We start from the raw sequence: 14,324 nt of genomic DNA, 5'->3' as shown, positions 1-14,324 counted from the left end.
CGGCTCGGTCCCGCTCTCACCCCCTGGGGGGCGAGGGCGGGACCTGCGGGTACCACGGCACGACCACGGCACGACCGCTGCACCACCACGGCACGACCGCGGCACGACCGATGGCGGCCGATCAGGCCGACTCCGCGCCCTCCGCCCGTTCGAGCGCCTCCCGCGAGCCGACCGGCGCGGCCACCACGGTGCCGATCCGGTTGCGCCGCCCCGCCGAGCTCTCGGCGGTCAGCCGGATCGCCGCCAGCCCGCTCGCCCCGTCCTCGGGCACCGGGATCTCGCAGGCCGAGCCGGGGATCGGCACCCGGCCCAGGAGCTTGGCGAGCAGGCCGCCGACCGTCTCGACGTCCTCGTCCGCCAGCTCGATGCCGAACAGCTCGCCGAGGTCCTCGACCAGCAGCCGGGCGGTGATCCGGAACGAGCCGTCGCCCAGGTCCTCGATGGGAGCGATCTCCCGGTCGTACTCGTCGGTGATCTCGCCGACGATCTCCTCCAGGATGTCCTCGATGGTGACCAGGCCCGCCGTGCCGCCGTACTCGTCGATCACGATCGCCACGTGCGAGCGCATCTGCTGCATCTCGCGCAGCAGGTCGTCGACCGGCTTGCTGTCCGGGATGAAGACGGCCGGGCGCATCACGGTGTCGACCTGGTCGGCCTCCGCCTCGGGGTTCACGTGGGTGCGCCGCACCAGGTCCTTGAGGTAGACGATGCCGACCACGTCGTCCTCGTTGTCGCCCACCACCGGCATCCGCGAGAAGCCCGAGCGCAGCGCCAGGGTGAGCGTCTGACGGACCGTCTTGTGCCGCTCGATCATCACCAGGTCGGTGCGCGGCACCATCACCTCGCGCACGATGGTGTCGCCCAGCTCGAAGACGGAGTGCACCATCCGGCGCTCGTCGTCCTCGATCAGGTCGTCCTTCTCCGCCAGGTCGACCAGCGCGCGCAGCTCGGCCTCGGAGGCGAACGGACCCTCCCGGTAGCCCTTGCCCGGGGTGAGCGCGTTGCCCAGCAGGATCAGCAGCCGCGGGATCGGCCCGAGGATCCGGGCCAGCGGCAACAGCACGAAGGAGGCGGCGGTGACGGTGGTCAGCGGGTGCTGGCGACCGATGGTGCGCGGCGAGACGCCCACCGCCACGAAGGAGACCAGCACCATCACGCCGAACGCCAGCAGGACGGCCTGCCAGGTCTCGTGCAGGTTGCGCACGCAGACCACGGTGACCAGCACCGCGGCCGCCATCTCGCTGGCCACCCGGATCAGGGTGGCCAGGTTGAGGTAGCGGATCGAGTCGCTGGCCAGGGTGAGCAGCCGGGTCGCGCCGCGCCGACCGGCCCGCACGGCCTCCTCGGCCCGGAACCGGGAGACCCGGGAGATGCCGGCCTCGGCGCAGGCGGCCAGCCAGCCCAGCACGACCAGCAGGCAGGCCCCGACCAGAAAGCTCGTACTATCACCACTCATCGGATCAGTGGGTGGTGGGAGCCGGGGAGATCCCCGAGAGCCCGCGACCGGCCCGCCAGTCGTCGAGGATGCGCTTCTGGAGGGCGAACATGATCTGCTCCTCCTCCGGCTCCTCGTGGTCGTAGCCGAGCACGTGCAGCACCCCGTGGACGGTGAGCAGCTGCAGCTCCTCGTCCATCGAGTGCTTGGAGGGGGCGGCCAGGCCCTGCGCCGTGGCCACCTCGGGGCAGAGCACGATGTCCCCGAGCAGTCCCTGCGGCAGTTCCTCGCCCTCCTTGCCCGGGCGCAGCTCGTCCATCGGGAACGACATCACGTCGGTGGGCCCTGGCAGGTCCATCCACTGGATGTGCAGCTGCTCCATCGCCTCGGCGTCCACGAGGATCACGGACAGTTCGGAGAGCGGGTGGATCCGCATCTTGTCGAGGGCGAAGCGGGCGACGTCGAGGATGGACTCCTCGTCGGCCTCCCAGCCGGATTCATTGGCGATGTCGATGGACATGGAGCGGTGTCGACTCAGCTTTCGGTGCGATGGGGTTGGCGGGGCGCGCGGCTGCGGGGGCCCCGGGGGGCGGTGGTCTTGCGCGGAGGCCGGTCCGCGGCCGGGGCGCCGCCGTCCTCGCTGTTCTCGGCGTCCCAGCGCTCGTAGGCGTCCACGATCCGGCCGACCAGCTTGTGGCGGACGACATCGGTGCTGGTCAGGACGGAGAAGTGGATGTCCGGGACGTCGGCCAGGATCTCCTGGACCACCTTCAGACCGCTGCGGGTGCCGCCGGGCAGGTCGATCTGGCTGGTGTCACCGGTGACCACGACCCTGGAGTTGAAGCCGAGGCGGGTCAGGAACATCTTCATCTGCGCGGGCGAGGTGTTCTGCGCCTCGTCCAGGATGATGAAGGCGTCGTTCAGGGTGCGTCCGCGCATGTAGGCGAGCGGGGCGACCTCGATGGTGCCGGCCGCCATCAGCCGCGGGATCGAGTCCGGGTCCATCATGTCGTGCAGCGCGTCGTAGAGCGGGCGCAGGTACGGGTCGATCTTCTCGTAGAGGGTGCCGGGCAGGAACCCGAGCCGCTCGCCGGCCTCGACCGCCGGGCGGGTCAGGATGATCCGGTTGACCTCCTTGGCCTGCAGCGCCTGCACGGCCTTGGCCATCGCCAGGTAGGTCTTGCCGGTGCCGGCCGGGCCGATCCCGAAGGTGATGGTGTGCCGGTCGATCGCGTCGACGTAGTTCTTCTGGTTGACCGTCTTGGGGCGGATGGTGCGGCCCCGGTTGGAGAGGATGCTCGCCGTGAAGACGGCCGAGGGGCTCTCGGCGTGGCCCTGCGGGTCGGCGGCGGCGTTCTTCAGCATCGCGATGGACCGCTCCACGGAGTCCTCGGTCAGCGGCTGGCCGGTGCGCAGCACCAGCATCATCTCGCTGAAGAGCTGCTTGACCAGGTCGATGTCGGAGCTCTCGCCGGTCGCGGTCACCTCGTTGCCCCGGACATGGATGTCGGTGTCCGGGAAGGAGCGCTCGATCACCCTCAGGAGGGAGTCGGTGGCACCGAGCAGGGTGACCATCGGGTGCTTCTCGGGGATCACGATCCGGGCGGTCGAGCCGTTGCCGCCGTGGGTGCTGCCCGCGGCGCCGGTCTGTGCGGTGTCACTCATCGGTTCGCTCATGGGTCGGCGCTGAGGCCTGCCTCATCCCATCCGTGTCTCGGGGTGCCGCTCGGTCGGTTCCGGGGTCACCAGGGTACGCCGCGCACGTGTTCGCTGTGACGCGGCCCGATCGATGGTGGGCCAGTTCCCCCTGGGGCGCCACCCGATTTCGGCCCGTCACCGGCGCGGTGGCACCGGGACGCGGGCCAGGTCCTCGGCGATCACCAGCTCGCCGTCGAAGTGCGCCCTGGCCTCGGCGAGGTGGCCGGCCAGGTCGGGGTAGCGCTGGGAGAAGTGGGTCAGCACCAGCGTCCGCACGCCCGCCTCGGCGGCCAGCCGCGCGGCCTGCCCGGCGGTGAGGTGGCCGTGCTGCTCGGCCAGGTGCGCGTCGGCGGCCAGGAAGGTGGCCTCGGCGACCAGCAGGTCCGCGCCCTCGGCCAGCGCCTCGGCGCCGGGGCAGAGCCGGGTGTCCATCACGAAGGCGAAGCGCTGCCCGCGGCGCACCTCGCTGACGTCGTCCAGGGTGATCCGGCGCCCGTCCAGCTCGACGCTCCCCTCGCGCTGCAGCCGCCCCACCGCCGGGCCGCGCAGGCCGAGCTCGGCCAGCCTGGCGGGCAGCAGGCGGCGGCCGTCGGGCTCGGTCAGCCGGTAGCCGAAGGCCTCCACGGGGTGCGAGAGCCGCATCGCCTCCAGCGTGAATCCCGCGCCCTCGGCGGCCAGCACCCCGGCCTCGGTGATCGGGTGCTCGGTCAGCGCGACGCTCTGGTGGAAGGCGGTGGCCTGGCTCAGCCGCTCGAAGAAGACCTGGCCGCCGGCCGGGTAGTAGGCGTGCACGGGGTGCGGGACCTGGTCCAGGTTGATCCGCTGGATGACCCCGGCCAGGCCCAGGCTGTGGTCGCCGTGGAAGTGGGTGACGCAGATCCGGGTCAGGTCGGTGGCCGAGACCCCGGCGTACTGCATCTGCCGCTGGGTGCCCTCCCCCGGATCGAAGAGCAGGCCCTCGCCGTCCCAGCGCAGCAGGTAGCCGTTGTGGTTGCGGTGCCGGGTGGGCACCTGGCTGGCCGTGCCGAGGACGACGAGTTCGCGTTGTGACACCGGGTCAGACCATTCCCTCGCGCAGCGGCCTGCCGCCCAGCACGTGGACGTGCGCGTGGAAGACCGTCTGGCCCGCTCCGGCGCCGGTGTTGAAGATCAGCCGGTAGGCCTCGATGCCCTCGTCGGCGGCGACCGCGGCGGCCTCGGTCAGCAGCTCGGCGGCGACCTGCGGCTCGGCGGCGGCCAGTTCGGCGGCGTTCGGGTAGTGGGCGTGCGGGACGACCAGGACGTGGGTCGGGGCCTGCGGCTTGATGTCCCGGAAGGCGAGGGTCCGCTCGGTCCTGCGGACCACCGTGGCCGGGATCCCGCCCGCCACGATCTTGCAGAACAGGCAGTCCGCCTGCGGCTCGCCGGCCATCACACGCTCCTCGCACTCAGCTACTGGGATCTGACGGTACTGGGATCTGACGGCTCGCAGCCTAGCGCCTGCGTGGAAACGCCAGGCGGCGAGCCGTCGGTGCGTCACAGCTCGGGCAGCGGCGGCGGGGTCTTGGCGGGCGTGGCGGCCAGCCGCTCCAGCGCGATCCGCACGCCCTCGGCGAGCTGCGGGTCCTCGCCGGCCGCCCAGTGGTGCGGGGCGATCGCCACCTCGACGTCCGGGGTGACGCCGCGGTTCTCCAGGTCCCAGCCGTAGCCCTCCAGCCAGACCGCGTACTTCGGCTGGGTCACCCCGGTGCCGTCGACCAGGCCGTACTTGCCGTCGATCCCGATCACCCCGCCCCAGGTGCGGGTGCCGACCACCGGGCCGATGCCCAGGGCCTGGATCGCGGCGTTGACGATGTCGCCGTCCGAGCCGGCGTGCTCGTCGGCCAGGGCGACCACCGGGCCGCGCGGCGCCTCGCCCGGGTAGGGCTCGGCGGTGGCCAGCCCTCGTCCCACACCCCAGCCGACGATCCGGCGGGAGAGCTTCTCGATGATCAGCTGCGAGGTGTGGCCGCCGCGGTTCTCCCGCAGGTCGACCAGCAGGCCCTCCTTGGCCAGCTCGACCCGCAGGTCGCGGTGGAGCTGGGCCCAGCCGCCGCTCAGCATGTCCGGGATGTGCAGGTAGCCCAGGCGTCCGGCGGAGAGCCGGCGCACCTCGGCCCGGCGGCCGGCCACCCAGTCGTGGTAGCGCAGCGCCTCGTCGTCGGCGATCGGCACGGCCACCGGGTACCGCACGGTCCCGTCGGCGTGACGGACGGTCAGCTCGACCGGCTGCCCGGCGGTGCCGGCCAGCAGCGGGGCCGGGCCGGTGACCGGGTCGACCGGGCGGCCGTCCACCGCGAGCAGCGCGTCGCCCGCCCGCACCGCCACCCCGGGGGCCAGCAACGGCGACCGGGCCCTGGGGTCGGAGGACTCGCCGGGCAGGATCCGGGCGATCCGCCAGACCTCGCCGTCGCGCGCCAGGTCGGCACCGAGCAGGCCCTGCGGGCGGGAGGCGGCGGCGCCGCGGGCGTGCGGGGTGACGTAGGCGTGCGAGGTGCCCAGTTCGCCGACCACCTCCCAGAGCAGGTCGACCAGCTCGTCGTGCGAGCCGAGCCGCGCGACCAGCGGGCGGTAGCGGTCCAGCACGCCGGGCCAGTCGACGCCGCCCAGGTCGGCCCGCCAGTAGTTGTCGCGCATCAGGCGGCCGTTCTCCTCGAACATCTGCCGCCACTCGGCCGCCGGGTCGACGGTGACCCGCAGCCGTCCGAGGTCCACCCGCACCTCGTCGTCCTCGCCGGCCTTGCGGTCGGCGGGGACGATCCGCAGCTCGCCGCCGTCCAGCACGGCCAGCCGGCTGCCGTCGCCGCTGACCGCGAAGGCCTCCAGACTCTCCACCAGCTGCTCGGCGCGCTGCTTGGCCAGGTCGAAGCGCTCCAGCACCGGGCCGGGCCGCTCGTCCTCGGGGGTGGCGGCGTCGTCGCCGAGTTCGCCGACCACCGGGAACCGGGTCCACAGCACGCCGTCCTTGGTCGTGCGCAGGCTGCCGAACCGGCCGCCCTCGACCGGGAACGGGACGATCCGGTCGGCCAGCCCGGTCAGCTCGACGGTGGTGGCGGGCACGTCCGACCGCTCGGCGGCGCCGGTGCCGTCGGCGGCGTCGGCGTTGGTGTCGGCGTTGGTGTCGGCGTCGGTGCCGTCGGTGCCGTCGGTGCCGTCGGTGCCGTCGGCGGACTCCGCGCCGGTGGGCTCGACGCTCTCGTCGGGCTTCTCGGCGGGCGGTGCCTCGGCCTCCTCGGCCTCCTCGGGCGCCTGCGCCACCGCCTCGGTCATCACCTCGTCGCCCTCCTCGCTCCCGTCGGCGGGGCGTCCGCCGCGCCGGGGGCCGAACGGTGAGGGCGTCTCGGCGGCCAGCGTGATCAGGAACGGCCGGGCGCCGGTGGGGAAGCCCAGGTCGAAGCTGTGCGCGTCGTAGACCGGGTCGAAGTTGCGCAGCGAGAGGAAGGCGAGGTGCTTGCCGTCGGCGGTGAACGCGGGCGATGTGTCGACAAATCGCTGCGGAGTGGCCTCGCTGACCGTGCCCGAGGCGAGCTCGGCGAGCATGATCTGCCGCAGCGACCAGGGCCCCAGGGCCGGCTGGGACCAGGCCAGCCAGGCCGAGTCGGGGCTGAAGGCCAGCCCGGTGGCCTCGCCGTCGATGCTGCGGGCCAGCTCCCGCACCGCGCCGTCGGCCAGCGCCACCAGCAGCACCCGGCCGTCGGCCGCGGCCACCGCGGCCTGCCGCCCGTCGGGGGCGATCAGCAGGCCGAGCACCCGGCCCAGCTCGCCGGCCGCGAGGCGGCGGCGCTCGGCGCCCAGCACGTCGGGGGCGTACTCCAGGGCGTCCTCACCCTCGGCGTCGGTCACCCAGAGCGCGCCCTGCGGACCGCCCTCGGCGGCGGCCGGCACCACCCGGGCCAGCCGGGCCCGCGTTCCCGGGGTCTCGTCCAGCACGCGGGCCGGGCCACCGCGGTGGGTCAGCCAGTGGACGGTGCCGCGCACCACCACGGCGGCGGCGCGCGCGGTGGTGTCCGGGGCGGCCGAGCTGATCCACCCGGCGGCGGGCAGCGGGTAGGCGCGGCGGCCGGTGCGCGGGCCGGCCGGGCGCACGTCGAGCCGCCGGGGCTCGGCCTCGCCGTCCAGCCGGTCCAGCAGCCACAGGTCGCCGCCGCTGTGCCAGACCACCCGGGTGCCGTCGGTGCTCGCGTTGCGGGCGTAGAACGGCGCGCCGAGGTCGGTGTGGCGGCGCAGGTCCGAACCGTCGGGGCGGCTGGAGTAGAGCTGCCCGCTGCCCTCGTGGTCACTCAGGAACGCGATCCGCTCCCCCACCCAGAGCGGCGACTCGACGTTGCCGTCCATCCCCTCGTGCACCCTGGCGAACTCGCCGCCCTCGGTGCCCAGCCAGAGCCGGCCGGCGGTGCCGCCCCGGTACCGCTTCCAGCGGGCCGGCTCCATGCTGACCACGGAGAGCAGCAGCACCCGGTCGCCGCCGCCCGGCTGCTCGAACGCCAGGTCGCCGATCGGCCCGTACGGCAACCGGCTCGGCTGCCCGCCGTCCAACGGGACCGCGAACGACCAGGTGTGACGGGACGTCGACTGCCCCGCGCTGGTGATCGCCACCGGCTCGCCCCGCGGGGTCCAGCCGCGCAGCCGACTGCGGCCGGTGTGGCCCCAGTGGGTGAGCCGGCTGGCGTCGCCGCCGTCGACCGGGGCGACGTAGACCTCCGCCGAGCCGTCCCGGGTGGAGGTCCAGGCGATCAGGCGGCCGTCCGGGGAGAAGCGGGGATGGGAGACCGGGGAGCGGTCGGCGGTCAGCCGCCAGGCCCGGCCGCCGTCCAGCGGGCCGAGCCAGATGTCGTCCTCGGCGACGAAGGTGACCAGGTCGCCGTGCAGGTGCGGGTGGCGCAGGTAAGCGCTCGCTGAGGTGCTCTCGGGTTCCATCACCGCGCCAGGTTATGCAGGGCGGGGCGACCGGGACCAGCGGTTCCGAGGAGACGACGGAGACGGCGGTGGCCGCGGAGGCAGCGGCGGAGGCAGCCCGGCGCGTCAGGACCAGCGGCCGGTGCGGCCGAGCAGCAGCGCGCCCGCCGCCACGCCCGCCGTGGAGGTGCGCAGCACCGAGGAGCCGAGCCGGTAGGGCTTGGCACCGGCCTCGGCGAAGGCGGCGAGCTCCTCGGGGCTCACCCCGCCCTCCGGGCCGACGATCAGCACCAGGTCACCGCTGTCCGGCAGCTCGGCGGTCGCCAGCGGCTCGGCGCCCTCCTCGTGCAGCACCGCGGCGAAGGCGGCGCCGGCCAGCAGCGGGGCGAGCTGACGCGTCGTCATCGGCTCGCGCACCTCGGGGAAGCGCAGGCGGCGCGACTGCTTGCCCGCCTCGCGCGCGGTGGCCCGCCACTTGGCCAGCGCCTTGGCACCGCGCTCGCCCTTCCACTGGGTGACGCAGCGGGAGGCCGGCCAGGGGACCACCACGTCGACGCCCACCTCGGTCATGGTCTCGACCGCCAGCTCGCCGCGGTCGCCCTTGGGCAGCGCCTGGACCACGACGATCCGCGGGCTCGGCTCGGCCACGGCGGCGAGCCCGGTGAGCGTGACCTCCAGCGCGTCCTTGCCGTGCACGGCGGTGACGGTGCCGTGGCCGCCCAGGCCCAGCCCGTCGGTCAGGGTGACCGCCTCGCCGACCTCCAGCCGCTTCACGGCGGCGGCGTGCCGGCCCTCGGGCCCGTCCAGGCGGACCGGGGTGCCGGGCACGGCGCCGGCCAGCCGGGCGGTCTCGACGACGAAGACGGGTGCGGTCATGGCGCGCTCTTCTCACAACGGGTCAGGCGGGCGGCGGGGCTGGCCGGCGGGCGGGCGGCGGGGTGGGCCCGAAAACGGGACGGGGCGGCCCGGGAACGGGCCGGGGTGGGCCGGTAGCCCGGCCCACCCCGATCGCGATGGTGCTGGTGACCGCTCAGCGGCCGTTGAAAGCGTCCTTCAGGCGGGAGAACAGCCCCTGCTGCCCCGGCGCGAAGTGCCCCGAGGGCCGCTCCTCGCCGCGCAGCACCGCCAGGCGGCGCAGCAGGTCCTCCATCTCGGGGTCGAGCTTGGTGGGCGTCTGCACCTCGACATGCACTATCAGGTCGCCCCGGCCGCCCCCGCGCAGGTGGGTGACGCCCCGTCCGTGCAGCGGGATCGACTGGCCGGACTGGGTGCCCGGCCGGATGTCGACCTCCTCCAGGCCGTCCAGGGTCTGCAGCGGCACCTGGGTGCCGAGCGAGGCGGCCGTCATCGGGATGGTGACCGTGCAGTGCAGGTCGTCCCCGCGGCGCTGGAAGGTCGGGTGGCTGGTCTCGGCGATCTCCACGTAGAGGTCGCCGGCCGGGCCGCCGCCGGGGCCGACCTCGCCCTCGCCGGCCAGCTGGATCCGGGTGCCGTTGTCGACACCGGCGGGGATCTTGACCGTGAGGGTGCGCCGGGCCCGAACCCGGCCGTCGCCCGCGCACTCGGGGCACGGGGTCGGGACCACGGTGCCGAAGCCCTGGCACTGCGGGCACGGGCGCGAGGTCATGACCTGGCCCAGGAAGGACCGGGTGACCTGGGAGACCTCGCCCTTGCCGCGACACATGTCGCAGGTCTGCGCCGAGGTGCCCGGGGCCGCACCCTCACCGCTGCAGGTGGTACAGGTGACGGCGGTGTCGACCTGGAGTTCCTTGGTGGTGCCGAAAGTGGCCTCCTCCAGGGTGATCTCCAGGCGGATCATCGCGTCCTGGCCGCGCCGGGTGCGCGAGCGCGGGCCGCGCTGCCCGGAGGCCGCGCCGAAGAAGGCGTCCATGATGTCGGAGAAGCCGAAGCCCGCCGCACCCGCGCCGAATCCGCCCGCGCCACCGCCGTTGGGCGACAAGGGATCGCCGCCGAGGTCGTAGACCTGCCGCTTCTGCGGGTCCGAGAGCACCTCGTAAGCGGCGTTGATCTCCTTGAACCGCTCCTGCGTCTTGGGGTCCGGGTTGACGTCCGGGTGCAGTTCACGGGCAAGGCGCCGGAACGCCTTCTTGATCTCGTCCTGCCCCGCGTCCCGTCGGACGCCGAGTACCGCGTAGTAGTCCGTGGCCACCAAATGCTCCGCTTGTTCCGCCTGTAGAAGGTCCTGCTGCGACTGGTCTGTCTACTACATGTAGTAGGGGTGCTCTATGACTCGGCCAGGATCTGCCCCACGTACCGGGCAACCGCCCGGACCGCCCCCATCGTGCCGGGGTAGTCCATCCGAGTGGGACCGATCACTCCGAGTTTGGCCACACTCTCCTCGCCCGAACCGTAACCGACCGAGACGACCGAGGTGGAATTGAGGCCCTCGTACTCGTTCTCCCGACCGATCCGCACCATCATGCCGCTGTCCGCGGTCTCGCCGAGCAGGCGCAGCAGCACCACCTGCTCCTCCAGGGCCTCCAGGACCGGCTGGATGGTGAGCGGGAAGTCGTGGCCGAAACGGGTCAGGTTGGCCGTGCCGGCCAGCATGATCCGCTCCTCGTTCTGCTCGACCAGCGACTCGAAGAGGGTGGAGAGGACGGTGGAGACGATCGGCCGCTCGGCGGGCTCGAAGGCCGCCGGCAGGTCGTCGACCAGGGCCGGGACGTCGGGGAAGCGCTGGCCGCCGGCTCTGGCGTTCAGCCGGGCGCGCAGGTCGGCCAGGGTGCTCTCGTGGACCGGGGCCGGGCAGTCGAACACCCGCTGCTCGACCCGGCCGGTGTCGGTGATCAGCACCAGCATCACCTTGGCCGGAGCGAGCGCGACCAGCTCGACGTGGCGCACGGTCGAGCGGGAGAGCGAGGGGTACTGGACCACGGCGACCTGGCGGGTCAGCTGGGCGAGCAGCCGCACGGTGCGGGCCACCACGTCGTCCAGGTCGACGGCGCCGTCCAGGAAGTGCCGGATCGCCCGGCGCTCGGGGGCGCTCATCGGCTTGACCTCGGCCAGCCGGTCGACGAAGAGCCGGTAGCCCTTGTCGGTCGGGATCCGGCCGGCGCTGGTGTGCGGCTGCTGGATGTAGCCGTCCTCCTCCAGGGTGGCCATGTCGTTGCGCACGGTGGCCGGGGAGACGCCGAGGTTGTGCCGCTCGACCAGGGCCTTGGAGCCCACCGGCTCCTCGGTGCCCACGTAGTCCTGGACGATGGCACGCAGTACGGCGAGCTTGCGCTCGTCGAGCTGGCGGATCTCCAGCCTGCTGACCTCGGCACTCTTGACGGCGCGGGCGGCGGGCGCGGGCCTGCCGGCCGGCGCGGACTTGGCGGCTGCCGACCGGGCCGGACGCGCGGCGGGCGCGGGCCTGCCGGCCGGCGCGTCGCCGGCCGAGTCGCGGCCGGTGGGACGCGGGTCGGAATCGGGTTCGTCGAACATGGCACGCACCTCCCTCTTCGCGCGTTGTCCAGGTACTGGGTCGGGCACTACGGGTACTGGGTCAGAATTGGCCTGGCACTCTGCACAGTGGAGTGCCAAAACCGTACCTGCCAGTGTAGGGCCCGGGTCCGACGGCAGGAACGCCCTGGCCGTGGATGCCGCGCGGATCACTCCGCGAGGCTCCCCGGCCGACCGGCCGCGACGCGCGTCACGCGACCGCGCCGGACCAGGGTGGTGCCCGCCGCCGGGCGAAGTGGCAGCATCGATAGCAACTGGGACCGAGGCGGTACGACCGCCCCGGTCTGGAGACCTGATGGACACAAGGAGCAGCCATGTCGGCGTCCGGCCCCCACACCCGCTTCGCGCCCGACCGTGGACTGTCCACGCGGATGGTCACCACGATGTTCCTGATCGGGCTGCTGTACGTCGGCTTCACGGGTGTGCTGATCGTCCTGCTGAAGGGCGCCTGGCCGCTGATCGTGCTGCTGATGGGCGGGCTCTTCGTCGCGCAGTTCTGGTTCAGCGACAAGATCACCGAGCGGGCGATGGGCGCCCACGCGGTCACCCCGGAGCAGTATCCGCAGCTGCACGGCACCATTGACCGGCTCTGCGCGCTGGCCGACATGCCCAAGCCGCGCGTCGCGGTCGCCGACAACGACATGCCCAACGCCTTCGCCACCGGCCGCAACCCGCAGAACGCGGTGGTCTGCGTGACCACCGGCCTGCTGCGCCGGCTGGAGCCGGAGGAGCTGGAAGGCGTGCTGGCGCACGAGCTCTCGCACGTCGCGCACCGGGACGTCGCGGTGATGACCATCGCCGGCTTCCTCGGCGTGCTGGCCGGTGCGATCACCCGGATCGCGCTCTACAGCGGCATGATGGGCGGCGGCAACCGGAACAACAACAACAATGACAACGCCGCGTTCGTGATGATCGCCGTCACGCTGGTCAGCGTGGTGGTCTACGCGCTCAGCTTCCTGCTCACCCGGGTGCTGTCCCGCTACCGCGAGCTGGCCGCCGACCGCGCCGCCGCCCAGCTCACCGGCCGGCCCAGCGCGCTCGCCTCGGCGCTGACCAAGGTGACCGGGCAGATCGCCGCGATCCCGACCCAGGACCTGCGCCAGTCGCAGGCCTACAACGCGTTCTACTTCGCCCCCGCGCTGAGCGCCCGCGAGACGGCCACGCAGCTGCTGTCCACCCACCCCAGCCTGGAGCAGCGTCTGGAGCAGCTGGGCAAGATCTCCGCCGAGCTGGGACGCTGACCCCCAACAGCTGCTACTGACGCTGCCACTGAAAGGGAACGACCCGTGGGATTCCTGGACGCGCTGCTCGGCCGCAGCAAGCCGGTCAAGCCGGACCTCGACCAGCTCTTCGGCGTGCCGTCGGCCGCCCTCACCCTGGAGGCCGCCGCCGGCTTCACGCCCACCGGGCTCGGCTCGGTCTGCTTCGCGGCGGTCGAGGGCGGCGCGTTCGGCGAGGTGGAACGGCAGGTGCGGGCCCTGCTGGACGCCGACACCGCGGGCGGCGGGACCCCGGTGGAGGCCAGCCGCGACGAGTACGGCTACTCCTGGCTGCTCGCCCGGCACACCCCCGAGGAGCTGCCGGACCTGGTCAACGACCTGCACGCGGTCAACAGCGAGCTGGAGGCCAACGGCTTCGGCCCGCAGTTGCTCTGCTCGCTGGTCGGCTTCCGCAACGAGGCGGGGCAGTCGCTGGCGCTGGTCTACCTCTACAAGCGCGGCTCCTTCTACCCCTTCGCCCCGATGCCCGGCGGCGGCGAGAAGCGCAACAGCCCGCTGGAGCTGCAGGTGAAGGCGATGCTAGGCAACGACCTGCGGTTGGAGGCGGACCTCAGCCGCTGGTTCCCGGTCTGGGGCGCGCCCGGGCTGTGAGGCCGGCCCCCGCTTGAGCCCGGACCTGTGAGCCCGGACCTGTGAGCTGGTGAGCTGGTGAGCCGACGGCCCGTTGCACCCTGACGGGCCGTCGGCTTTTCCTATAGTTCCTCCCATGCGCAGCACTCAGTACAGCTCCGACCTCACCCCGCCCTGGAAGCGCCAGCAGCCCGCCCCGGAGGTGCCCGCCGAACGGGACCTCGTGGTCGAGGAGGCCGCCAGCGGCTTCTGCGGCGCGGTGGTGCGCTGCGAGAAGACCGCCGAGGGCCCGACCGTGACCCTGGAGGACCGGTTCGGCAAGCACCGGGTCTTCCCGCTGGTCCCGCGCGGCTTCCTGCTGGAGGGCAAGGTGGTCACCCTGGTACGGCCGAGCGGCCCGGCACCGGCCCGGGGCCCCGGGCGGACCGCCTCCGGCTCGATCGCGGTGCCCGGTACCCGGGCCAGGGTCGCCCGGGAATCGCGGATCTACGTCGAGGGCCGGCACGACGCGGAGCTGGTCGAGCGGGTCTGGGGCGACGACCTGCGGATCGAGGGCGTGGTGGTCGAGTACCTGGAGGGTGTCGACGACCTGCCGGCGATCGTGGCCGAGTTCGCCCCCGCGGGCGGACGGCGGCTCGGCGTCCTGGTGGACCACCTGCTCCCGGGGACCAAGGAGCACCGGATCGCCTCGGCGGTCACCGGGGACGCCGTGCTGGTGGTGGGGCATCCCTTCATCGACATCTGGCAGGCCGTCAAGCCGGAGAGCGTGGGCATCGCGGCTTGGCCCGGGGTGCCGCGCGGGGAGGTCTGGAAGGAGGGCATCTGCCGCCGCCTGGGGTGGCCGGTGGACACTCCGGCCGCCTGGAAGCGGATCCTGGCCTCGGTGAACTCGTACAAGGACCTGGAGCCCGAACTTCTCCGGAGCGTCGAGCAACTCATCGATTTCACCACGGAGTAGC

12 protein-coding genes are annotated in these 14,324 nt (G+C 73.2%); 3 read left to right on the top strand and 9 right to left on the bottom strand.

What is annotated here, in order from left to right; all coding sequences use genetic code 11:
* Window positions 1-121: 121 nt before the first annotated feature.
* The 9 genes from OG455_RS26720 to hrcA all read right to left on the bottom strand — a co-directional run bounded on the left by OG455_RS26720 (window position 122) and on the right by hrcA (window position 11,314).
* The gene (locus OG455_RS26720; RefSeq protein ID WP_266297892.1) at window positions 122-1,456 is read right to left on the bottom strand and encodes a hemolysin family protein; all 1,335 of its coding nucleotides are present in this window, start codon (window positions 1,454-1,456) and stop codon (window positions 122-124) included.
* A gap of 4 nt (window positions 1,457-1,460) precedes the next feature.
* Window positions 1,461-1,955 carry an rRNA maturation RNase YbeY gene (gene ybeY, locus OG455_RS26715; RefSeq protein WP_266297890.1) on the bottom strand — a complete coding sequence of 165 codons (495 nt, stop codon included), beginning with the start codon at window positions 1,953-1,955 and terminating at the stop codon, window positions 1,461-1,463.
* Between the two features lie 14 nt (window positions 1,956-1,969).
* Complete coding sequence (locus OG455_RS26710; protein ID WP_266297888.1) at window positions 1,970-3,100, bottom strand: PhoH family protein; 1,131 nt, start codon at window positions 3,098-3,100, stop codon at window positions 1,970-1,972.
* A 168-nt stretch (window positions 3,101-3,268) separates the two neighbouring features.
* Complete coding sequence (locus tag OG455_RS26705) at window positions 3,269-4,186, bottom strand: ribonuclease Z (RefSeq protein WP_266297886.1); 918 nt, start codon at window positions 4,184-4,186, stop codon at window positions 3,269-3,271.
* Between the two features lie 4 nt (window positions 4,187-4,190).
* Window positions 4,191-4,544, bottom strand: a complete 354-nt coding sequence (locus tag OG455_RS26700) for a histidine triad nucleotide-binding protein (RefSeq protein WP_266297884.1) — start codon at window positions 4,542-4,544, stop codon at window positions 4,191-4,193.
* Window positions 4,545-4,648: 104 nt separating this feature from the next.
* On the bottom strand, window positions 4,649-8,068 hold the full coding sequence (locus tag OG455_RS26695) for a S41 family peptidase (protein ID WP_266300967.1): 3,420 nt from the start codon (window positions 8,066-8,068) through the stop codon (window positions 4,649-4,651).
* A gap of 105 nt (window positions 8,069-8,173) precedes the next feature.
* Window positions 8,174-8,923 (bottom strand): 16S rRNA (uracil(1498)-N(3))-methyltransferase, encoded by a 750-nt coding sequence (locus OG455_RS26690; protein WP_266297882.1) that lies wholly within the window; start codon window positions 8,921-8,923, stop codon window positions 8,174-8,176.
* Window positions 8,924-9,077: 154 nt separating this feature from the next.
* Window positions 9,078-10,217, bottom strand: coding sequence for a molecular chaperone DnaJ (dnaJ, locus tag OG455_RS26685; protein ID WP_266297880.1), 1,140 nt, complete (start codon window positions 10,215-10,217; stop codon window positions 9,078-9,080).
* 74 nt (window positions 10,218-10,291) lie between these two features.
* A complete protein-coding gene (hrcA, locus tag OG455_RS26680) occupies window positions 10,292-11,314 on the bottom strand; it encodes a heat-inducible transcriptional repressor HrcA (RefSeq protein ID WP_266300966.1) in 1,023 nt (340 codons plus the stop codon).
* Between the two features lie 515 nt (window positions 11,315-11,829).
* On the opposite strand from hrcA, the gene htpX reads away from it, so the two are divergent.
* From htpX to OG455_RS26665, 3 genes are all read left to right on the top strand, one after another.
* Window positions 11,830-12,756 (top strand): zinc metalloprotease HtpX, encoded by a 927-nt coding sequence (gene htpX / locus OG455_RS26675; protein WP_266297878.1) that lies wholly within the window; start codon window positions 11,830-11,832, stop codon window positions 12,754-12,756.
* A gap of 45 nt (window positions 12,757-12,801) precedes the next feature.
* Window positions 12,802-13,386 carry a hypothetical protein gene (locus OG455_RS26670; protein ID WP_266297876.1) on the top strand — a complete coding sequence of 195 codons (585 nt, stop codon included), beginning with the start codon at window positions 12,802-12,804 and terminating at the stop codon, window positions 13,384-13,386.
* Window positions 13,387-13,501: 115 nt separating this feature from the next.
* On the top strand, window positions 13,502-14,323 hold the full coding sequence (locus tag OG455_RS26665; RefSeq protein WP_266297874.1) for a DUF3097 domain-containing protein: 822 nt from the start codon (window positions 13,502-13,504) through the stop codon (window positions 14,321-14,323).
* Window position 14,324: the final 1 nt, after the last annotated feature.

Origin of the sequence: Kitasatospora sp. NBC_01287 (assembly GCF_026340565.1) — a bacterium.
In the GTDB taxonomy this organism is placed as follows: domain Bacteria; phylum Actinomycetota; class Actinomycetes; order Streptomycetales; family Streptomycetaceae; genus Kitasatospora.
The sequence above is the reverse complement of the archived record's forward strand: the minus strand, read 5'-3'. Positions and strand labels throughout refer to the sequence as shown.